The organism is Streptomyces sp. 71268 (assembly GCF_029392895.1).
Classification (GTDB): Bacteria; Actinomycetota; Actinomycetes; order Streptomycetales; family Streptomycetaceae; genus Streptomyces.
The window spans coordinates 1727529-1748537 of the sequence record NZ_CP114200.1; the positions used below are offsets into that span (position 1 = coordinate 1727529).

Below are 21009 nucleotides of genomic sequence, written 5' to 3' on the forward strand. Positions count from 1 at the left end.
GGGGCGTAACGGCCTACTCCCCCGGGCGCGTGGGCGCGCTCATGCGACTGTGGGAGCGGCCGTACACGACGTAGATGACGCAGCCGAGCGCCATCCAGGCGGCGAAGCGCAGCCAGGTCTCCGTCGGCAGGTTGAGCATCAGCCAGAGCGAGGCCAGCACCGAGGCCACCGGCAGCGCGGGGACCAGCGGGGCGCGGAAGCCGCGCGGCAGGTCGGGGCGGGTGCGGCGCAGGATGACCACGCCGACGGCCACCACGACGAAGGCGAACAGCGTGCCGATGTTCACCAGCTCCGCCAGTTCGGCCAGGCTGGTGAAGCCGGCGATGACGGCGACCACGGCGCCGAGCAGCACGGTGGATCGGTAGGGCGTGCCGAAGCGCGGATGGACCTGCGAGAAGGCCCGGGGCAGCAGCCCGTCCCGGCTCATGGCGAAGAACACCCGGGTCTGGCCGAGCAGCAGGATCAGGCACACGGTCGTCAGTCCGACCGCCGCGCCGAAGCTGATGAGGCCGGAGTAGAACGGGTGCCCGCTGGCCTTGAACGCGTCGGCGAGCGGGGCGTCCGCGGTCAGTTCGGTGTACTTCCGCATGCCGGTGACCACCAGCGAGACGGCGACGTAGAGCAGCGTGCAGATGGCCAGCGAGCCCAGCAGGCCGCGCGGCACGTCGCGCTGCGGGTCGCGGGTCTCCTCGGCCGCGGTGGCCACGATGTCGAAGCCGATGTACGCGAAGAAGACGACGGCCGCCGCCGTGAAGACGCCCTGCACGCCGAAGGTCGTCGGCTCGTACCCGAACATGACCTGGATGAGCGGGGCGGCCAGCCCCGAGCCCTGGTCGGAGGTGCCCTGGGCCGGCGGGATGAACGGCCGGTAGTTGTCGGCCTCGACGAGGAACGCGCCGGCCACGATCACCAGCAACACCACGCCCAGCTTGATCGCCACGACCAGCGTGGTGACCCGCGCGGACAGCTTCATCCCCGCCACCAGCACCACCGTCACCAGCCCGACCAGGACGAAGGCGAACAGGTCGAAGCCGAACCCGTCGGCCTGGCCGGCCCCGGACAGCCAGTCCGGCAGGTGCCACCCGACGTTGTCCATCAGCGAACGCACGTACCCCGACCAGCCGACGGCGACCACCGCACAGCCGAGCGCCAGCTCCAGCATCAGGTCCCACCCGATGATCCAGGCGGGCAGCTCGCCGAGCGAGGCGTACGAGAAGGTGTACGCGGAGCCCGCGACCGGCACGGTGGAGGCGAACTCCGCGTAGCACAGGGCGGCCAGCGCGCAGACGAGGCCGGAGACCAGGAAGGCCAGCGCGACGGAGGGACCCGCGGTGTCCCTGGCGATCTGTCCGGTGAGCACGAAGATGCCGGTGCCGATGACCACGCCGACGCCGAAGACGGTCAGGTCGAGGGCGGACAGGGACTTGTTCAGCGCGTGGTCGGGCTCCTCGGTGTCGCGGATGGACTGCTCGACGGACTTGGTGCGGAAGTAGCCCCCCTGGCCCCTCCTGGGTGCCCGCGTGCTCATCGGCGCTCCTCCGCCCTGGCTCGATCGCGCGTCCGCGTCAAGCTCTCGCACCACACGGGCCGGCCGACCGCGCACAGCGCCGACAGCCGCCCCGGTTCACCCGATGGGACGCGGCGTACGGCGCGCCCGCTGGACCACCCGGCCCACGCCCCGGGGCTGGCGCCGCGCCCCCGGGCCGACCCGTCGCGCACGGCGCGCGCCCGGACCCGCGCGGGCCCCCGGCAGCACGACGCCGGGCCGGCCACGCGCGGCGTGGCGTGCCGTGCGGGCCGACCCGGCGTGGTCGGGCGGGCGGGCGCGCCGTGGGGCGGCCCGGTCGGGGGGCTAGTCGCGCGCGGGCTGCGCCGAGCCGGAGCGGGCGCCGGCCTGGTCCGCCTCGTACCGGCCGTCGAGCTTGGCCACCAGGCCGGTCACCTGGCGCGCGATGTCCGGCGCGGTGAGGCCGATCTCGGCCAGGATCTCCTTGCGGGAGGCGTGGTCCAGGAAGCGCGGCGGGATGCCGAAGTCGCGCAGCGGTACGTCCACGCCCGCGTCGCGCAGGGCCTGCGCGATGGCGGAGCCGACGCCGCCCACCCGGCTGTTGTCCTCGACCGTGATGACCACCCGGTGCCGCTCGGCCAGTACCGGCATCGCCTCGTCCACCGGCTTGACCCACCGCGGGTCCACCACGGTGGTCGAGATGCCCTGCCTGTCCAGCAGGTCGGCGACCTCGAGGCACATCGGGGCGAGCGCGCCGATCGAGACGAGCAGCACGTCGGCCCGGCCGGCGGCCCGGCCCTCGGGGGCCGGCTCGCGCAGGATGTCCATGCCGCCGATCCGGTTGACGGCCTTGACCGCCGGGCCCACCGCGCCCTTGGAGTAGCGCACCACGGTCGGCGCGTCGGTGACCTCGACCGCCTCCCGGAGCTGGGCGCGGACCTGGTCCGCGTCGCGCGGGGCGGCCAGTCGCAGCCCCGGGACGACCTGGAGGATGGACATGTCCCACATGCCGTTGTGCGAGGCGCCGTCGGTGCCGGTGATGCCCGCCCGGTCCAGGACGAAGGTCACCCCGCACTTGTGCAGCGCCACGTCCATCAGCACCTGGTCGAAGGCGCGGTTGAGGAAGGTGGCGTAGACGGCGAAGACCGGGTGCAGGCCGCCCGTGGCCAGGCCAGCGGCGGAGACGGCCCCGTGCTGCTCGGCGATGCCCACGTCGAAGACCCGGTCCGGGAACGCCTTGGCGAACTTCTCCAGGCCCACCGGCTGGAGCATGGCCGCCGTGATGGCCACGATGTCGTCGCGCTCCTCGCCGAGCTTGACCATCTCCTCGCCGAAGACCGAGGTCCAGTCGGCGCCGGAGGAGGAGATCGGCAGCCCGGTGTCGGGGTGGATCTTGCCGACGGCGTGGAAGCGGTCCGCCTCGTCCTGGAGGGCCGGCGTGTAGCCGCGGCCCTTCTCGGTCAGGCAGTGCACGATGACCGGGCCGCCGAACCGCTTGGCCCGCTCAAGCGCGGACTCCAGCGCCTCGATGTCGTGGCCGTCGATGGGGCCGACGTACTTCAGGCCCAGGTCCTCGAACATGCCCTGCGGCGCGATGAAGTCCTTCAGGCCCTTCTTGGCGCCGTGCAGCGTGCCGTACAGCGGGCGGCCGACGACCGGGGTGCGCTCCAGGAGGTCCTTGCCACGGGCGAGGAAGCGCTCGTAGCCGTCGGTGGTGCGCAGCGTGGCCAGGTGGTTGGCGAGGCCACCGATGGTCGGCGCGTACGAGCGCTCGTTGTCGTTGACGACGATGACCAGCGGGCGGTCCTTGGCGGCGGCGATGTTGTTCAGCGCCTCCCAGGCCATGCCGCCGGTCAGCGCGCCGTCGCCGATGACGGCGACCACGTGGTCGTTCTTGCGGCGCAGCTCGTTGGCCTTGGCGATGCCCTCGGCCCAGCCGAGGACCGTGGAGGCGTGGCTGTTCTCGATGACGTCGTGCTCGGACTCGGCGCGGGAGGGGTAGCCGGACAGGCCGCCCTTGCCCTTGAGCTTGGAGAAGTCCTGACGGCCCGTGAGCAGCTTGTGCACGTACGACTGGTGCCCGGTGTCCCAGAGCACCCGGTCCTTCGGGGAGTCGAAGACCCGGTGCAGGGCGATGGTCAGCTCGACCACACCGAGGTTGGGCCCGAGGTGGCCGCCGGTCTTGGCGACCTCCTCGACGAGGAAGGAGCGGATCTCCGCCGCCAGCTCGTCCAGTTGTGTGAGGCTCAGTCGGTCGAGGTCGCGAGGCCGCTTCACACGGCTCAGCAGTCGCCACCCGTCCGCTGCCTCCGCACGCGCTGCACGCGGCTCCTTCGGCACTTGTGCCTCCTTGGTGTAGAGCTGTCGAGCCTTGTCGGTCTGACGAGTCTAATGTTCCGCACTTGACGGTGATGCTGGGCCGATGCGATGTAACTCACGCGAGTGGTCCAGTTCTCGGTCGCCGAAGGCCCGCCCGCGCGGGGGTCCCACGCGCCCGGCGGGTCGTGGCGCGGGGGGTGCCCGGCGCGCTGGGACGCGAGCCCCGAGCGGGCCCCCTAGCGCCCCGAGGCGGTCCCGAACACGGCCCCACGGGGTCCCACCAGCGTGCGGCGGGACCCCGTGGGGCCGCTGGGGTGCTAGCCGCGACCGGCCGAGCGCTGGGTGCGACGCGAGACCGAGTCGATTACCACAGCCGCGAGCAGTACGCCACCCGTGATCATGTACTGCACGGACGCCTCGATGCCCAGCAGTGCCATGCCGGAGGCGATAGAGCCGATCACGAGCATGCCGAGCAGCGCCGACCAAACGCTGCCCCTGCCACCGAAGAGGCTGGTACCGCCGATGACCGCCGCGGCGATGGCCTCCATCAGCAGGTTTCCGGTGCCGGCGCCCTGGTTGGCCGCGGCGATCCGGGAGGCGATGAACAGGCCGCCGACCGAGGCCATGAGGCCGGAGATCGAGAAGACGGCGATGCGGACGAAGGTGACGTTGATCCCCGCCCGTCGCGCGGCCTCCACGCCGCCGCCGACGGCGAAGACCTGGCGGCCGAAGCGGGTGCGGCGCAGCAGGACGTCGTAGCCGATCAGCACCACCAGGAAGATCAGCAGCGCCAGCGGCAGGCCCTTGTACTCGTTGAGCCGCCAGGCCGCCGCGAAGGCCAGCACGGCCAGCACGGCGGTGCGCGCCAGGATCTCGCCGAGCGGCCGGAAGGGCACGCCCGCGGCCTGCCGGCGTCGGGCGTCCAGGAGCTGGGCGCCGAGGAAGAGCGCCACGGCGAGCCCGGCGACGCCGTAGGCCACGGCGATGTAGACGAAGTAGTGGCTGGTCAGGTGGACGATGAAGCTGTCGCGGTCGAGGTTGATGGTGCCGGTGGTGCCGAGCACCTGGAGCATCAGCCCGTTCCACGCCAGCAGCCCGGCGAGGGTGACGACGAACGCCGGGACGCCGACGCGGGCGAAGAAGAAGCCGTGCACGGCCCCGGCCGCCGCGCCGGAGGTGAGGGCGATGAGGATGGCCTGCCACTCGGCCAGGCCCTCGTTGACGTAGAGCACGGCGAGGACGGCGGCGGCCAGGCCGCTGACCGAGCCGACCGACAGGTCGATCTCGCCCAGGAGCAGGACGAGCACGATGCCGACCGAGATCATCCCGGTGCCGACGATGTAGATGGACAGGTCGGAGAGGTTCTTCGGGGACAGGAAGGCCGAGTCCCGCCACTGGAAGACGGCCCAGATGATGGCCAGGCCGACCACGACGGGCACCGAGCCGAGTTCGCCGCCGCGCAGCTTGCGGCCGAACTCCCGTACGTACCCCCGCACGCCCTGCTCGCGCACGAGGAGGCGGGGATCGACGGCGGTGACCGCGCCGGCGGCGGCCGGGGCGCCCTCGATGGGGGGCGCGGCCGGCCGACCGGCGTCCGTCCCCGTGGTGTCGGCGCCCTCGCGCGGCTCGTCGGCTGACTTGTTGAGGTCGGTGCTCACGCGTGGTCCTCCGCGTTCGAGGTGCGGGCCTTGCGGCGGGTGACAGCGTTGTCGGTGGCGCCGGTGATCGCGGAGATGATGTCCTCCTGTGAGGTGGTCCCGACGTCGAAGGTGCCGTTGTTACGGCCCAGCCGGAGCACCGCGACCCGGTCGGCCACGGCCTTGACGTCGGCCATGTTGTGGCTGATGAGGATCACCGCGAGGCCGCGCTCGCGCAGCCGCTCCACCAGGTCGAGCACCTGCGCGGTCTGCTCGACGCCCAACGCCGCGGTCGGCTCGTCCAGGATCACCAGGCCGGGCTGGCCCAGCATGGAGCGGGCGATGGCCACCGTCTGCCGCTGGCCGCCGGAGAGCGAGGCGATGGGGATGCGCACGCTCGGAATGCGGATCGAGAGCGTCTCCAGGAGCTCGCGCGAGCGGCGCTCCATCTCGACCTCGTCGAGGATGCCGGCACGGGTGATCTCCCGACCCAGGAAGAGATTGCCGACGACGTCGATGTTGTCGCACAGCGCCAGGTCCTGGTACACGGTCGCGATGCCCAGCGCCTGGGCGTCGTGCGGGCGGTCGACGCGCACCGGGCGCCCCCGCCACTCGATGACGCCGTCGTCGGCGGGGCCGACCCCGGCGATCGTCTTGACCAGGGTGGATTTACCGGCGCCGTTGTCGCCCACCAGGGCGACCACCTCGCCGGCCCGGACCTCCAGATCGACGTCGATGAGCGCCTGGACGGCACCGAATCGCTTGGAGATCCCGCGCAACGCCAGTACGGGCGTAGCGGTCACGTCAACCATCTCCTTCACCGCCCTACCCGGGGCGGGGGATGCGCCGCGCCCGGACGGGGCGGGCGGGTACGGAACTCGGGTGAGCCGCGGGATACCGGCTGCGGCCGGTACGTCGGCTACCGCAGGCCGGCCCGTTCACAGGCGCTCCTGAACTTCGCCGCGCAGATCTTGTCCAGCGGGTACAGGCCGTCCTTGACGACCGTGTCCTTGACGTTGTCCACGGTCAGCGCGACCGGGGGGATCAGGGTGGCCGGCACGTCCTTCTCGGTCGGGCTGTCCACGGTGGTCTTCGCCGGCACGTCCTCGCCCCAGCCGAGGGCCACCGCCATCTCGGCCGCCGTCCTGGCCTCGATCTTGTACGACTTGTAGACGCTCATGAACTGCTCGCCGGCGATGATCCGCTGCACGGCGGCGAGTTCCGCGTCCTGCCCGGTGACCGGCGGCAGCTTGTCGAAACCGCCGTGCCGCAGCGCGGTGATGGCGCCGCCCGCCATGCCGTCGTTGGCCGAGTAGACGCCGACGATCTTGTCCTTGCCGAGCGAGGAGATGGCGCCGTTCATGCTGTCGTTGGCGAGGTTCGGCAGCCACTTCTCCACGTCGTACGACTTGCCGATCTTGACCTTGCCCTTGAGTACGGAGAGCGCGCCCTGCTTGTACATGGCGGCGTTGGGGTCGGCCTCCCAGCCGTTGAGCATGACGATCTGGCCGCTCTTGGCCTTGCCGCCGATCTCCTTCAGCAGCGACCTGGCCTGGACCTTGCCGACCTCCGCGTTGTCGAAGGAGGTGTAGGCGGAGATGGGGCCCTCGGCCAGCCGGTCGTAGGCGACGACGGGGATGTCGGCGTCGTGCGCCTTCTCGACGGAGCTGGCGATGGACTTCGAGTCCACGGAGTCGAGGATGATCACGTCCACGTCCTTGGTGATCATCGTGTCGACCTGTTGTTGCTGGACGGACGCGTCCGACTTGGCGTTCACGTACTTGACGTCGCAGGCCGAGCAGAGCTCCTTGACCCGTTTCTTGATCAAGGGCTTGTCGAAGTTCTCGTAGCGCGCGGTCTGGTCTTCCGGCAGCAGGAGCCCGATCGTGAGAGGGTCGCCCTTCTTCCGGTCCTTGGAGTCGTGGCTGTCCGCCTCCTTGGCCTTGCCACACGCGGCAAGGCCGACGGTCAGGCTGACCGCGGCGGTGGCGATGACGACACGACGGAGCGTCGCGTTCATGTGGGGTTACCTCCTGACGCGGCCGTCACTGCGGCCGAGGTGGCTGGAAGTCAACTCGGCGGCCTCACAAGCGTCAAGAAGTAAATCCTTAACGAGATGGCAACGATGCCATTCATTACGCCTGTGAACTCAGGGTCGGGCGGGATGCGAGCGCCTCGGCCCGCGGCACACCCGGCGCCGGCGGGCAGACGGGGACGCGGGCCGGCTGGAGGCCGGCGAGGGGGTTCGCCGCGGGCGGGTGAGGGGCCTCGCCACGGGCGGGCGGATGAGCGGCGCGGGCGGGCCGGGCGCGGGCGCCGGGTGCGGGCACGGGCGCCGGCTCGTGGCGGGGTGGCGTATGCGGGGGGCGGAGGCGGAGGCGGACGTTACGGCGCGGGGGTGCGCGCGGGCCTGGTGGTGGCGGGGTACGGGCACAGGGCGCCCATGGGGCAACCGTGGGTGCGCGTGGTGGGCGTGGGGCAGGGGACGGCTGGCGCCGCTGGGTGAGGTCGGGTCAGGTCAGGGCCGGGGTGCCGGTGGTGACGGCGCCGTCGAGGAGCGTGGAGTCGCCCATCTCGCTGAGCACCAGGGCCAGCGCGCCCAGCACCTCGGCCCGGCTGCCGAGGGCGCCCGGCAGCACCGAGAGCTGCCGGGCGGCGCTCGGGATGGCGTACCGGGCGACCGAGTCGCGGATCGGGTCGAGCACCAGGTCGCCGGCCTCGGCCAGGTCGCCGCCGAGCACCACCCGGCTGGGGTTGAGCAGGTTGCACAGGTTGGCGACGCCGCTGCCCACGTGCCGCCCGACGTCGGAGACCACCCGGCGGCAGCCGGGGTCGCCCTCCCGCGCGAGCGCCACCATGCGCTCCATGGTCAGGTCGGGGCCGTGACTGGAGTGCAGCAGCGGCAGCACGTAGCGGGCGGCGGTGAAGGTCTCCAGGCAGCCACGGTTGCCGCAGCGGCACACCGGGCCCGACTCGTCCAGCGTGATGTGGCCGATCTCGCCCGCCGTGCCGCCGGGCCCACGGTAGATCTGGCCGCTGATCACCAGGCCCGCGCCGACGCCGCTGGCGACCTTGATGTACGCCAGGTCGGCCACGCCACGGCCGCTCCCCCACACCAGTTCGCCGAGCGCGCCCAGGTTGGCGTCGTTGTCCACGTACACGGGCACGCCGAGGCGCGCCGCGAGGTCGTCGCGCGGGTTGGCGCCGGCCCAGCCCGGCAGGATCGCGGTGGAGCCCAGCGTTCCGGTGGCCACGTCGATGGGGCCCGGCACGCCGAGCCCGACGCCGACCACCTTGTCCGGGGCGATGCCGCTGGCCTCGATCAGGCGTCCCACCAGGGCCTCGGCGCGCTCCATGCCCTGGGCCGCCGAGGCGTCCACGTCCAGCGGCTCGGTCTCCTCGGCGAGCACCCGGTGGGCCAGGTTGCCGACGGCGACCCGCAGGTGGGCGTGGCCGAAGTCGACGCCGACGACGATGCCGGCGTCGCCGCTGAGCGCGACGCTGCGGGCCCGCCGGCCGCCGGCGGAGGTCGGGGTGACCTCGACGGTGCCGCCGTCCTTCAGCTCGCGGACGATGTTGGAGACCGTGGCGGCCGAGAGCCCCGTCGTGCGGGCGATCTCCGCCTGCGTGAGGGACCCCGCCATGCGCACCGCGCGTACGACCCGCTCAAGGTTGGCCCGGTGCAGCGATGACTGCGATCCCGGAGTCTCCACGCCCATCCACTCCCGCCTCGGCGTACGGCGCGACGGCCGGTCGCCGGCCGGACCGCAGGTGAGGTCCGGCGATGTCTCCAACATGTGAACTCTAAGCTGATCCGTACAGGTCGCCGCTCGTCAAGTCCTCGACGCTCCACCGCCACCCGTCGGACAGCGACCCGTCGGGTGACGGCGGTCCCGTGGCGCCAGCGACGTCGATCACGGCGACGACGGCGCGCGGCGGCACACCGTAGCGGCAGCGGCACACCGTAACGCGAGAGGGGGGCGTGCCGCCGCCCGGCCCCATGATCGCGACGAGAGCCCGGGTGGCACGGCAGCGGCCCCGGTCCCGCCACGGGGCGGGGCCGGGGCCGCGGTCAGCCGGGTGCGACTACTTCAGGGCTCCCGCCGTCAGGCCGGCTTGGACCTGGCGTTGGAAGATGATGTAGACCGCGAGTACGGGGATCATGGCGATGAGCAGGCCGGAGAAGAGGACGGCCCAGTTGCCTTTGTATCCCTGGGAGACGGCGAGTTCGACCAGTCCCTGGGGCAGGAGTTTGTCCTTTTCCTCGCCCTGGTTGAGTACGTAGGGGAGCATGTACTGGTTCCACTGGCCCAGGAAGTTGAAGATGCCGATGCTGATCAGTCCTGGTTTGGCCATGGGCAGCATGACCTGGAAGAACGTGCGCGTGTGCGAGGCCCCGTCGATCATCGCCGCCTCCGCCACCGAGGTGGGCAGGGTTTTGAAGAACGAGGTCAGGAAGAAGACCGTGAAGGGCAGCGAGTACGCGATGTAGACCAGGATCAGGCCGTGCTTGGTGTTGAGCATCTCCATGTTCTGCAACACGAAGTACAGCGGTACCAACGCCAGCACGATGGGGAAGCTCATGCCGCCGACGAACAGGTAGTAGATGAACCGGTTCCCACGGAACTCGAACCGCGCCAGGACGTAGGCGGCCATGGCGCCCAGCAGCATGGTGCCGAAGAGGGAGCCGGCGACGACGACGGCCGAGTTCAGGAAGTACCGGCCCATGTTGGCGGTGTTCCACGCGTCGGACCAGTTCTCGAAACGCAGCGACGAGGGCAGCGACCAGGGCGAGGTGAAGATCTCCCGGTCGGTCTTGAGCGAACTCATCGCCGCCCACAACAACGGCAGCGTGACCAACAGTCCCCACACGGCCAGAATCCCGTGCGAGAACACGTTGAGCACCCCACCCGCGCGGTCCCCACGCCGCCGCCCGGCACCCGACACCGTCGGCGGCACCGCTTTCACGGGCGTGGTGAGATCTTCCTTGCTCACGTCCGACACGCCCGTGGCGTGGCTCGGTGGCAGTCCGGTCACGGTGCTTCGCTCCCCACTTCACGGCGTCGGTCGGCGTTCGGGCCCTGCTGCATTTCGCTCGGGCGAGCAGGCGGGTGAGACAGCGGACTCATCTCAGAACTCCAGCCTTTCTCGGCGGCCGAGTCGCATGACGACCGTCGCGAAGATCATCGTGACGATCAGCAACGCCACACCCAACGCGGTCGCGTAACCGGCCTGCCCGTCCCGAATGCCCTTCGTGTACACGAACCACGTCAGAACCTCGGTCGAGTAGTCAGGCCCACCAGGACCCACCGTCATGATCTGCACCACCGCGAACGCGTCCAGCGCAAGAATCCCCATGTACACCCAACCGGTCTGCACGGTGTCCCACAACAACGGCAACGTGATCCGGAAGAACGTCGTGAACCGATTCGCGCCATCCAACAACGCCGCCTCGTAGAAATCACGAGGAATCGTGCTCATCGCCGCCGAGAACAACACCACATAGAACCCGACGTTGCTCCACACCATCACCGCCATCACACACCACAACGCCAGACTCGGATCACCCAACCAGTTGGGCTGCACCGAATCCAACCCGATCCCCGACAGGAACGAGTTCAACGCCCCACTGTTCGGGTTGTACGCGAACTGGAAGACCAACGCCACGATCGCGATCGACAACACCTGCGGGAAGAAGTACACCACCTTGTACAGCGACGACCCCCGCACACCCGAGACCACCGCCCCCCTACGCCGCCCACCCACATTCAACATGAAAGCGAAGAACAGCCCCATGCCAAGCGTCACCAGCGGCAACACGAGCAACAACACCAGATTGTTCCGCAACGCATGCCAGAACACATCGTCATCCAGCAACTTACGATAATTGTCGAACCCCACCATCTGGAGATCCGAGCTCAGACCACTCCAATTCGTGAACGAATAGTAGATAGCCTGGAGGAACGGCGAGATCACAAAGACCGCGTAAATCGCCAACGGCAGGGACAAAAACCCCACGATGAAGCCGTACTTACCGTGCCGCACTGCTACCGACCCCACTCCTCGCCCACGAAGGACGCGACTGCCAGCGCATCCTCACTTGTGCCGGTACTTCTTCACCGCGGAATCCTTCGCCGTCTCATCCGCGAACTTCTGACACTTGGCCATGCACTCCTTCGGCGACATACGCCCGGCCATCATCTCGCCCAACGCCGCCACCCCGATCTTCTCCTTCTGCAACGTCACATACCAATCCTGCAACCGCGGATTGACGACGTTATCCCCCGCCTTCTTCCACAACTCCTGCGCCGACGCCAACCCCGGCGGAAGCCGCAAACCCTCCGTACCACCGTTCAACGAAGACAGCGACGACACCTGCTGAATGAAGTTCTGCGTGGACTTCGTGCCCAACATGATCCGCAGCAACTCCATGCCGCCCCACGGGTGCTTGGCGTTCTTCGGCACGATGAACGGCTCACCGCCGGAAGCCCAGATCGTCCCGTACGGCAGCTTGTCACCCGAATCCAACGACGAGGGCGCACCCACACCCATGTCGAAGTTCTTCGGCGTGGTCTTCTTCGTCTCGTTCTCCACCCACGAACCGTTCGGGATGAACAACGCCTTCCCCTCGTTCCACGCCACCTGCGACTGAATATGATCCAGCCCCGGCGTGCCCTTGAGGATGTACCCCTTGGCCTGCAACTCGTGATACGCCTCGAACGCGGCCTTTACCGCCTCGTGCTTCCACGCGTTCGGCTCCAGGTTGTCGATCGCGTCCAGCGTCTCGCGGCCACCGATCTTCGCGATGAACGGATACAGGCTGAACGGCAGGTAGTACGGGTACTTCCCCGGGTACGTCCACCCCGCGATCCCCTGCTTCTTCGCGTCCGCGCACAGCTTCAGCATCTCGTCCCAGGTTTGCGGATACTCCCAGCCGTGCTTGGCCAGCAACGACTTCGAGTACCACACCCCGTAGATGGTGTAGGCGTAGTACAGGACCCAGACCTCGTCCCCCTCGAACTGCCCCATCTCCAACACGCCAGGACGCAGCGTGTCCCGCACCTTCTTGTTCGGATCATCAAGCGACGGCGCGTCCAACAACTCCCGCAAATCCGTGAGCTGGTCCTTCGACACCAACGTGCCGAAATCCATCTGCTCCGCGCCCGAGTTGTCGATCAGATCCGGCGGCGTACCACCGTTGAACCGCGGCGCCAGCTTCGCCTGGATCTTCTGCGTCGCCGAATGCTTGATCTTCCCGTCGGCCTTCGGATACGCCTTCACGTACTCCGCCTGCGCGGCCTTGGCGTATTCGTCGCCGAAGCCGCCGTCGAAGATGACGACGTCAAGGCCTGCGCTCTCGTTGACCCCCAGCGGATTCTTCGCTGTTTTCTTGCCCCTTTCGACCTGCTTGGCGTCGTCGCCGCCACCCGTTGCGCACGCGCTCAACGCCGTCATGGTGGGAACGGAGATCAGCCCGATCGCGGCCGTTCGCTTGACCAGATCACGACGGCCGAATTCAGAGGTGAATCCCATCTGGGGTCCTCGCCTTCTACAGGACTCAGGCGGTGTCAGATCTCCCGTACCGCGTCCGCCTATGGCGAACGACCCGACACCGCGGGTCAGTTGGAGCTGATATGTGCTGCATACGCGCAGGACATCGATGACGACAGCACGCCAGGTAGGCGCACTCCTCCACCATCGGGTCCACTTGCCGTGAACTACGGCGACTCAGACGCGACAGGTATAGTCCACTCAACGCGCAGGGGGCAAGATCGAAAGCAGAAATTGACAGCAGTCTTTCCCGAGTTGAGACCTCGCGACATACGGGCGCGAGTCATGGTCCGGGTGGGGCGTCAGCGCGCCCGAGCGGTTATTCGCGCGCCCGACACTCACGCCCCGCGAACCTCCGGGCGATCCCTGCTTTTGGCTGGCCACACGGCATAACAGGGCTGCCCGTTCGGGCAGCTCACCGGCCCCGCGAGGCCGTGGACGGCCCCGGCCGGCAGACACGGAAGCGGGCCGCATTCCGGGGGGAATGCGGCCCGCTTCTGCTTACCCGGGCCGGGGCGGAACCGGGCTCGCGCCGACGCGCGAACCGGGTCGGTCCGGGCCGGAAAGTCGAAACGGAAGGCCGGTTTCCACCGACCTTCCGCAGACTTAGTCCAGACCAATAGGCGCGCCGGAGCCGGAATTTCCGCTCCGGCGCGCCCGGCCGATTACTTACTTGCGGATCAGCGACCGCAGGACGTACTGCATGATGCCGCCGTTGCGGTAGTAGTCCGCCTCGCCGGGGGTGTCGATGCGCACGACCGCGTCGAACTCCACGCCGCTGTCGGTGGTGACCTTGACCGTGCGCGGCGTGGTGCCGTCGTTCAGCGCGGTCACGCCGGTGATGGAGAAGGTCTCCTCGCCGGTCAGGCCGAGGGTCTCGGCCGTCGCGCCCTCGGGGAACTGCAGCGGCAGGACGCCCATGCCGATCAGGTTCGAGCGGTGGATGCGCTCGTAGGACTCGGCGATGACGGCCTTGACGCCCAGCAGCGCGGTGCCCTTGGCGGCCCAGTCGCGGGAAGAGCCGGAACCGTACTCCTTGCCCGCGAGGACGACCAGCGGGATGCCGGCGGCCTGGTAGTTCTGCGACGCGTCGTAGATGAAGGAGACCGGGCCGTCCGCGACGGTGAAGTCACGGGTGAAGCCGCCCTCGGTACCGGGCGCGATCTGGTTGCGCAACCGGATGTTGGCGAACGTGCCGCGGATCATGACCTCGTGGTTGCCACGGCGCGAGCCGTAGGAGTTGAAGTCACGCCGCTCGACGCCGTGCTCGGTCAGGTACTTGCCCGCCGGGGTGTCGGCCTTGATGGCGCCGGCCGGGGAGATGTGGTCGGTGGTGACCGAGTCGCCCAGCTTGGCCAGGACGCGCGCCCCGGCGATGTCCTGAACCGGCGCCGGGTCCATCGCCATGCCCTCGAAGTAGGGGGGCTTGCGGACGTAGGTGGACTCCGGGTCCCACTCGAAGGTGTTGCCGGTCGGGATCGGCAGCGCCTGCCACTGGGCGTCGCCCGCGAAGACGTCGCTGTAGGACTTGGAGAACATGTCCTCGCCGATGGCGTTCGCCACCACGTCGTTGACCTCGGCCTCGGTCGGCCAGATGTCCGCGAGGTAGACCGGCTTGCCCTCGGTGTCGACGCCCAGGGCCTCCTTGGTGATGTCCACCTTCATGGAGCCGGCGATGGCGTACGCGACCACCAGCGGCGGGGAGGCCAGGTAGTTCATCTTGACGTCGGGGTTGATCCGGCCCTCGAAGTTGCGGTTGCCGGAGAGCACCGAGGTGACGGCGAGGTCGTTCTCGTTGACGGCCTTGGAGACCTCGTCCGGCAGCGGGCCGGAGTTGCCGATGCAGGTGGTGCAGCCGTAACCGACCAGGTTGAAGCCGACCTTGTCGAGGTAGGGGGTCAGGCCCGCCTTGTCGAAGTAGTCGGTGACGACCTTGGAGCCGGGGGCCAGGGTGGTCTTGACCCACGGCTTGCGGGTCAGGCCCTTCTCCACCGCCTTCTTGGCCACCAGCGCGGCGGCGACCATGACGTACGGGTTGGAGGTGTTGGTGCACGAGGTGATGGCGGCGACGGTGACGGCGCCGTGGTCGATCTCGTACGTGGAACCGTCGGGGGCGGTGACGGTGACGGGGTTCGACGGCACGCGCTCGCCGGTGCCGTCCGCGTGCTGCGGGGCGCCGGCGCCGTTGTCGTCGCTGCCGTAGGCCGGGGCGTCACTGGCCGGGAACGACTCGGCGCTCGCCTCGTCCACCGGGGAGGCCACGCCGTGCGGCGCGGTCTGCTGCGGCACGCCCGGCTTGCGGTCGTCGCCGCCGGTGACGCCCGCCTCGACGTAGTTGAGGACGTCCTTGGCGAACTGCTGGGCGGCGTTGGCCAGGACGATGCGGTCCTGCGGCCGCTTGGGGCCGGCGATCGACGGGACGACCGAGGCCAGGTCCAGTTCGAGCTTCTCGGAGTAGTCCGGCTCGGCGGCCGGGTCCAGCCACAGGCCCTGCTCCTTGGCGTACGCCTCGACGAGCGCGAGCTGCTGCTCGGAGCGGCCGGTGAGCTTGAGGTAGTTGATGGTCTCGGAGTCGATCGGGAAGATCGCGGCGGTCGAGCCGAACTCCGGCGACATGTTGCCGATGGTGGCGCGGTTGGCGAGCGAGGTGGCGGCCACGCCCTCGCCGTAGAACTCCACGAACTTGCCGACCACGCCGTGCTTGCGGAGCATCTCGGTGATGGTCAGCACCAGGTCGGTGGCGGTGGTGCCGGGCTTGAGCTCACCGGTCAGCTTGAAGCCGACGACGCGCGGGATGAGCATGGAGACCGGCTGGCCGAGCATCGCGGCCTCGGCCTCGATGCCGCCGACGCCCCAGCCGAGCACGCCGAGGCCGTTGACCATGGTGGTGTGCGAGTCGGTGCCGACGAGGGTGTCGGGGTACGCCTGTCCGTTACGCACCATCACGGTGCGGGCCAGGTGCTCGATGTTGACCTGGTGCACGATGCCGGTGCCGGGCGGGACGACCTTGAACTCGTCGAAGGCGGTCTGGCCCCAGCGCAGGAACTGGTAGCGCTCCCGGTTGCGGCCGTACTCCAGCTCGACGTTCTGCGCGAACGCCTCGTGGGTGCCGAACTTGTCGGCGATGACGGAGTGGTCGATGACCAGCTCGGCCGGGGCCAGCGGGTTGATCTTCGCGGGGTCGCCGCCCAGTTCCTTGACGGCCTCACGCATGGTGGCGAGGTCCACGACGCAGGGCACACCGGTGAAGTCCTGCATGATCACGCGAGCCGGGGTGAACTGGATCTCCTGGCTCGGCTGCGCCTGGGAGTCCCAACCGCCCACGGCGCGGATGTGGTCGGCGGTGATGTTCGCGCCGTCCTCGGTACGGAGCAGGTTCTCCAGCAGCACCTTCAGGCTGTAGGGCAGGCGGGCGGAGCCCTCGACCTTGTCCAGCTTGAAGATCTCGTACGACTCGTCGCCCACGCGCAGCGTGCTGCGGGCGTCGAAGCTGTTCGCCGACACGACAGTCTCCTTCATGCATGAATTCGCGCGTACCACCGCATCCTGCCGCCCCGGGACCTTGCCGATCCGCTAAGGTGTGCCTAACTTAGGCACACCTAACTAGCGCGACAGCGGTACGCCTTCTCGGCAGATATCTCGATGTCGAGATAACTCTAGTACATCGCTGGCGAACGGTCATGCGCTGGTTGCCCGTGTCCCCCACGGCCGGCCGGGGTCACGCCGCGTTCCACGGCCATCACCACCCCCGTCACCACGAGGAACCGGCGCGCGCCGGTTCCGCGCACCGTGACCGGAACACGACTCTCGTACGCCATGTGACGCATTGACCCCACAGCGCCATCACGGTTGCATGCTTGTGCCCCTTCGGTGAGGAACCGGAGGGGGTTCTGCGCCTTACTTGGGGGGAATATGAGGAGAAACGCGAACCGGGGCACCACTCGGCGTGTGAGAGCCGCCCTGGGCACGGCGATCGCGCTCTGCGCGGTCACGGCGGTGTTACCCGGGGCCGCCTCGGCGGAGACCACGGCCGGGGCGAGCGGCGTGGGCGACCGCGAGAGCGGCGTCACGAAGATCAGCCTCGCGGCTGACGGGACGCAGGCGGACGGCGCCTCCGGCGACGCCTCGATCACACCCGACGGCCGTCACGTCGTCTTCGCGTCGGCGGCGGACAACCTCACGGCCGACCGTCCGCAGGAGGGCGACGAGGTCTACCTCCGCGACCGGGAAACGGGCGAGACCAGGCGGATCGGGTACTACGACCCGATCGAGCCGCCGGTCATCAGCGGTGACGGCGCCTATCTCGGCTATCCGGTGCCGTGGATGCGGGATGTGAAGATCTACCTGTGGCAGGTGCGCACGGGAGCCATCGGCGGCCTCGACTGCGGGCCCAGTTGCGGCCAGCTTTCACTGAACGGGGACGGCCACCACGCCGTCTACGTCGTCGCCCCCAGGCCGCCGGCGTCCCAGCAGCGCGTCGAGTTCCAGGACGTGTTCACCGGCGCCAAGGAGACCATCGCCGAGTTCGACCACCGGCGCCCGTCCCGGCCGTCCCTCAGCGGCGACAGCCGCCACGTCGCCTACCAGGACGGCGGGGCGGGCGACGTCTTCGTACGGGACCGGACCGCCGGCGTCACCCACGGCCCGATCGAGGGCCCGTCCAGGGAGGCCACGCTCGTCCAGCTCAGCGAGGACGGCGGCAAGGTCGTCTACCGTTCGGGGCCCGACACCCATGTGCACGACGTGCGCTCGGGCGCCACCCAACTGGTGCCGAACGTCCGGGGCGTGGCCATCGACCCCACCGGCCGCTACCTGCTGTACGCCCCGAACGACGCCACGGACCCCGCCCAGCCGTCGCTGACGCTGCGCGACCTGAGCACGGGCACCGACGAGATCGTCTCCCAACAGCCCGCCTTCGCCGGCGTCGACGCGGTCAGCGCCCACGGCGCCGACGTGGTCTTCACGTCGGCGGCCGACGACATCGTGCCCGGCGACACCAACGGCGCCCCGGACGTCTTCGTCCGCCACTTCCACTGACCGCCCCGGCTCCCCACCGCTCTCGCGCGCCCGCGCCTGAGAGCGGCGGGGAGCCGTGCGGGGGAAGCTTGGGGGCCGAGGCCCCTCACGAACGCCAGACCTGACCCTGCATGGTGCCCTCGACAGCCGCCACGTACGCCTCGGCCACCCGGGCGACGGGCGTGCCGTCCGCCCCGTCCCGTCCCAGGTCCGCCAGGGTCTCGCTGATCCAGCCCGGGCTGATGAGGTTGATCCGCAGCCCTCGGGGCAGCTCGGCGGCCGTGTTGCGGACGAAGCCCTCAAGGCCCGTGTTGATCAGCGCTCCCAGCGATCCTCCGGCCAGCGGCGTGGCGAAGGTGCCGCCGGTCAGCGTGATGGAGCCGCCGTCCCGCAGGTGGCGCACCGCTCGCCGGGCCAGCGCCACCTGCCCCAGCAACTTGCCGCGCACGCCGTCGGCGACGACCTCGTCGGTCACGGTCCCCAGGTCCACCAGCGGACCGCTGGCGGCACAGCACACCACCGCGTCCAGGCCGGAGACCTCCTCGAACAACGGGTCCAGTGACGCCGGGGCCTCCAGGTCCACCCGCACCGGCCCGCCGCGTGCGGCCCTGACCACCTCGTGGGAGGACCCCAACGCCTCGACGACCGCGCTGCCGATCGTCCCTGTCGCACCGACCACGAGTACCTTCATACGCCGCAGGCTAGAAGCGATCACCACCGGCGGCGAACGAATTCCGCTGGCCGACCAGCCGGTGCGGTCACCGGGTGTCGGTGTCGGCGAGCACCTGGGTCAGGGCGTTCGTGGCCTGGCGGATCATTCCGGGGTTGGTGTCCCAGTAGTAGGGCAGCGCCGCCACCGCCTGGAAGAGCGCCCAGCCGCGACCGCGCAGCCAGGTGGCGTCGTCGACGGCGAGTTCGGCCCGGAACCGCTCCCGGCTGGCCCCGGTGAAGACGTTCCACGCGGGCTGGAGGTCGCAGGCCGGGTCGCCGACGTTCAGGCAGCCGAAGTCGATGACGGCCGAGAGTCGCCCGTCGGTCACCAGCAGGTTGCCCGGCAGCAGGTCGCCGTGGAGCCAGACCTCGGGCCCGGACCACGCGGGGGCGTGCAGCGACTCCTCCCAGGAGGCGAGGGCGGCGGCGCCGTCGACGCGGTCGCCGAGTTGGGCGATCGAGCGGCGCACCTGCTCGTCCAGCTCGGCCAGCGGCGCGCCCCGGCTGCCGGTCGAGCGCCGGTGGGCGCCGGTCGGGTCCGCGCGGCGCAGCGCGGTGATGAACGCGGCGAGGTCCACGGCCGCCTGTTCCAGGTCCGTCAGCGTGCCGTTGGCGTTCTCGCCGGGCAGCCACTCGTAGACCGACCAGGCGTACGGATAGCCCTCGGCGGGGCGGCCCGTCGCCACCTGGACCGGGATCGCGAGCGGCAGCAGCGGCGCGAGCCTGGGCAGCCACCGCGCCTCGCGCTCCGCCTGTCGGGTGGCCCCGCTGATGCGCGGCAGTCGCACGGACAGGTGGTCGCCGAGGCGGTAGATGGCGTGGTCGGTGCCGTACGAGTCGACCGGGGTGACGGGCAGTTCGGCCCACCGCGGGAACTGCCCGCGCACCAGTCGGCGCACCAGGGCGGAGTCGGTCGGGACCTCGTCGGCGTGCATCCTGGTCGCTGGCATGGCCGCATCATCGCAAAGCGCGCGGCCGGCGGCAGGTCATTATCGGCCCGCCCGACGCCACGTGAGGCCGCCCGGGGCCGCCGGGCGTCCGGGCCGCTGGGCGTCCGGTTCGTTGCGCATGCGGTTCGTTGGCGCGTCCGGTTCGTCGGCGCGGCGACGCCCGCGTGGCGGCGTACCGCACCGGGCGTCGGGGGTCTTGCCGTGGTGCGGCGTGGCCGGCGAGGATCGGGCGATGATCCGGGCCCATGACGACACGCGCCTGGCGGGCGCCTACCACAGCGGGAACGCGATGCCGGAGGCGTCGCTTCGGGCGTGGGCGGAGTTCGTGGGCTTGTTCGCGCCCCGTCCCGCGCCGGCCTGGCTCGATGTCGGCGCGGGCACGGGCATGTTCTGCGCGGCGCTCGACCGGTACCAGCGGTCGTCGCGCGTGGTGGGCGTCGAACCCTCGCTGGCCATGCTCCGCGCGGCCCGCGAGGCGACGGCTGGCGGGCGGGTCCGCCTCGTCGCCGGCACCGCCGAGCGGCTGCCACTGGCCGACGCGGCGTTCGACGTCGCCCTCCTGTCCCGCGTCGTCCACCACCTGCCCGACCGGCCGGCGGCCGCGCGCGAGTTGGCGCGCGTGCTGCGGCCGGCCGGCGTCGTGGTGCTCCGGACGACCTTCCGGGAGCGGCTGGACGCGCTGGTCTACGACTACTGGCCACGGCTGCGCGCCACCGACGGCGCGCGGTTCCCCGGCCAGGCGGAGGTGCTGGCCGACTTCGCGCGGGCGGGCTTCACCGCCCGTACGGTCACCTCCTTCGCGCAGCCCGTGGCCGCGAGCCTGGGTGAGTACGCGGCGCGGCTGAGCGATCGGCCGCAGTCGAAGTTCGGCCACCTGTCGCCGGCGGAGTTCGCGGCGGGCCTCGAGCGCATGCGGGCGGACGCCGCGGCACGCGCGGACGAGCCGGCGCGCGCCGTGTACGAACGCTATGACGTCGCCGTGCTGGCGCGCGGCTGACTTCTGGCCGCGTTGCCGCGCGGGGCGGGGCAGGGCGCGGTGGAGCGAGCGCGTCGGGGATCGTGCCGGCGGGGCGTCGAAAGGGGCGCGGCCGGCTGGTGTTCGCCGCGCCGGGCCTCGGAGCGGCGGCGGGGGACGTAGAGGCTACGGCTCCGGTACGGGCGCTGCGCGCGCCGGGTTCCGGTGGTGCCGGGTTCCGGTGGTGCCGGGTTCCGGTGGTGCCGGGTTCCGGCGCGGACGGACGCGAGGGGGCTCGCGAGCGGGAGTCCGTCCGCGCCGGGCTCGGGCCGCGTCGGGGGACGCGGGGTGATGCCGCGGGGT

At 70.4% G+C, this 21009-nt stretch carries 14 protein-coding genes; 2 read left to right on the top strand and 12 right to left on the bottom strand.

What is annotated here, in order from left to right; translation table 11 throughout:
• Window positions 1–13 precede the first annotated feature (13 nt).
• From OYE22_RS06300 to OYE22_RS06345, 10 genes are all read right to left on the bottom strand, one after another.
• Window positions 14–1528, bottom strand: coding sequence for an amino acid permease (locus tag OYE22_RS06300; RefSeq protein WP_277319488.1), 1515 nt, complete (start codon window positions 1526–1528; stop codon window positions 14–16).
• Window positions 1529–1852: 324 nt separating this feature from the next.
• Window positions 1853–3796, bottom strand: coding sequence for a 1-deoxy-D-xylulose-5-phosphate synthase (dxs, locus tag OYE22_RS06305; RefSeq protein WP_277324009.1), 1944 nt, complete (start codon window positions 3794–3796; stop codon window positions 1853–1855).
• Between the two features lie 347 nt (window positions 3797–4143).
• A complete protein-coding gene (locus OYE22_RS06310) occupies window positions 4144–5394 on the bottom strand; it encodes a sugar ABC transporter permease (protein WP_277324010.1) in 1251 nt (416 codons plus the stop codon).
• An 86-nt stretch (window positions 5395–5480) separates the two neighbouring features.
• The gene (locus OYE22_RS06315) at window positions 5481–6275 is read right to left on the bottom strand and encodes an ATP-binding cassette domain-containing protein (protein WP_277319489.1); all 795 of its coding nucleotides are present in this window, start codon (window positions 6273–6275) and stop codon (window positions 5481–5483) included.
• Window positions 6276–6382: 107 nt separating this feature from the next.
• Window positions 6383–7483 carry a sugar ABC transporter substrate-binding protein gene (locus OYE22_RS06320; RefSeq protein ID WP_277319490.1) on the bottom strand — a complete coding sequence of 367 codons (1101 nt, stop codon included), beginning with the start codon at window positions 7481–7483 and terminating at the stop codon, window positions 6383–6385.
• A 493-nt stretch (window positions 7484–7976) separates the two neighbouring features.
• Entirely contained in the window at window positions 7977–9176 is a 1200-nt protein-coding gene (locus tag OYE22_RS06325) for an ROK family transcriptional regulator (RefSeq protein WP_277324011.1), read from the bottom strand.
• A gap of 373 nt (window positions 9177–9549) precedes the next feature.
• Window positions 9550–10422: a carbohydrate ABC transporter permease gene (locus tag OYE22_RS06330; RefSeq protein ID WP_277324012.1), complete on the bottom strand. Its 873-nt coding sequence runs from the start codon at window positions 10420–10422 to the stop codon at window positions 9550–9552.
• Between the two features lie 171 nt (window positions 10423–10593).
• Window positions 10594–11508 (bottom strand): sugar ABC transporter permease, encoded by a 915-nt coding sequence (locus OYE22_RS06335; protein WP_277319491.1) that lies wholly within the window; start codon window positions 11506–11508, stop codon window positions 10594–10596.
• Between the two features lie 51 nt (window positions 11509–11559).
• Window positions 11560–12996: an N-acetylglucosamine/diacetylchitobiose ABC transporter substrate-binding protein gene (gene ngcE / locus OYE22_RS06340; protein ID WP_277319492.1), complete on the bottom strand. Its 1437-nt coding sequence runs from the start codon at window positions 12994–12996 to the stop codon at window positions 11560–11562.
• Between the two features lie 687 nt (window positions 12997–13683).
• Entirely contained in the window at window positions 13684–16518 is a 2835-nt protein-coding gene (locus OYE22_RS06345; RefSeq protein ID WP_277319493.1) for an aconitate hydratase, read from the bottom strand.
• Between the two features lie 444 nt (window positions 16519–16962).
• Here OYE22_RS06345 and OYE22_RS06350 point away from each other — a divergent pair, with 444 nt between their 5' ends.
• Window positions 16963–18051 (top strand): hypothetical protein, encoded by a 1089-nt coding sequence (locus OYE22_RS06350; protein ID WP_277319494.1) that lies wholly within the window; start codon window positions 16963–16965, stop codon window positions 18049–18051.
• An 85-nt stretch (window positions 18052–18136) separates the two neighbouring features.
• Here OYE22_RS06350 and OYE22_RS06355 read toward each other — a convergent pair whose 3' ends face one another.
• Both OYE22_RS06355 and OYE22_RS06360 read right to left on the bottom strand, forming a co-directional pair.
• Window positions 18137–18721, bottom strand: coding sequence for a short chain dehydrogenase (locus OYE22_RS06355; RefSeq protein WP_277319495.1), 585 nt, complete (start codon window positions 18719–18721; stop codon window positions 18137–18139).
• A 67-nt stretch (window positions 18722–18788) separates the two neighbouring features.
• Entirely contained in the window at window positions 18789–19691 is a 903-nt protein-coding gene (locus tag OYE22_RS06360) for an aminoglycoside phosphotransferase family protein (RefSeq protein WP_277319496.1), read from the bottom strand.
• Between the two features lie 232 nt (window positions 19692–19923).
• Between OYE22_RS06360 and OYE22_RS06365 the strand changes: the two genes are divergently transcribed.
• Entirely contained in the window at window positions 19924–20688 is a 765-nt protein-coding gene (locus tag OYE22_RS06365; protein ID WP_277319497.1) for a class I SAM-dependent methyltransferase, read from the top strand.
• Window positions 20689–21009 lie beyond the last annotated feature (321 nt).

Coding starts and splice junctions, on each gene's coding strand:
- ngcE (WP_277319492.1), bottom strand. CDS start 12,996: ATGGGATTCACCTCTGAATTCGGCCGTCGTGATCTGGTCAAGCGAACG.
- OYE22_RS06300 (WP_277319488.1), bottom strand. CDS start 1,528: ATGAGCACGCGGGCACCCAGGAGGGGCCAGGGGGGCTACTTCCGCACC.
- OYE22_RS06360 (WP_277319496.1), bottom strand. CDS start 19,691: ATGCCAGCGACCAGGATGCACGCCGACGAGGTCCCGACCGACTCCGCC.
- OYE22_RS06365 (WP_277319497.1), top strand. CDS start 19,924: ATGATCCGGGCCCATGACGACACGCGCCTGGCGGGCGCCTACCACAGC.
- OYE22_RS06320 (WP_277319490.1), bottom strand. CDS start 7,483: ATGAACGCGACGCTCCGTCGTGTCGTCATCGCCACCGCCGCGGTCAGC.
- OYE22_RS06355 (WP_277319495.1), bottom strand. CDS start 18,721: ATGAAGGTACTCGTGGTCGGTGCGACAGGGACGATCGGCAGCGCGGTC.
- OYE22_RS06315 (WP_277319489.1), bottom strand. CDS start 6,275: ATGGTTGACGTGACCGCTACGCCCGTACTGGCGTTGCGCGGGATCTCC.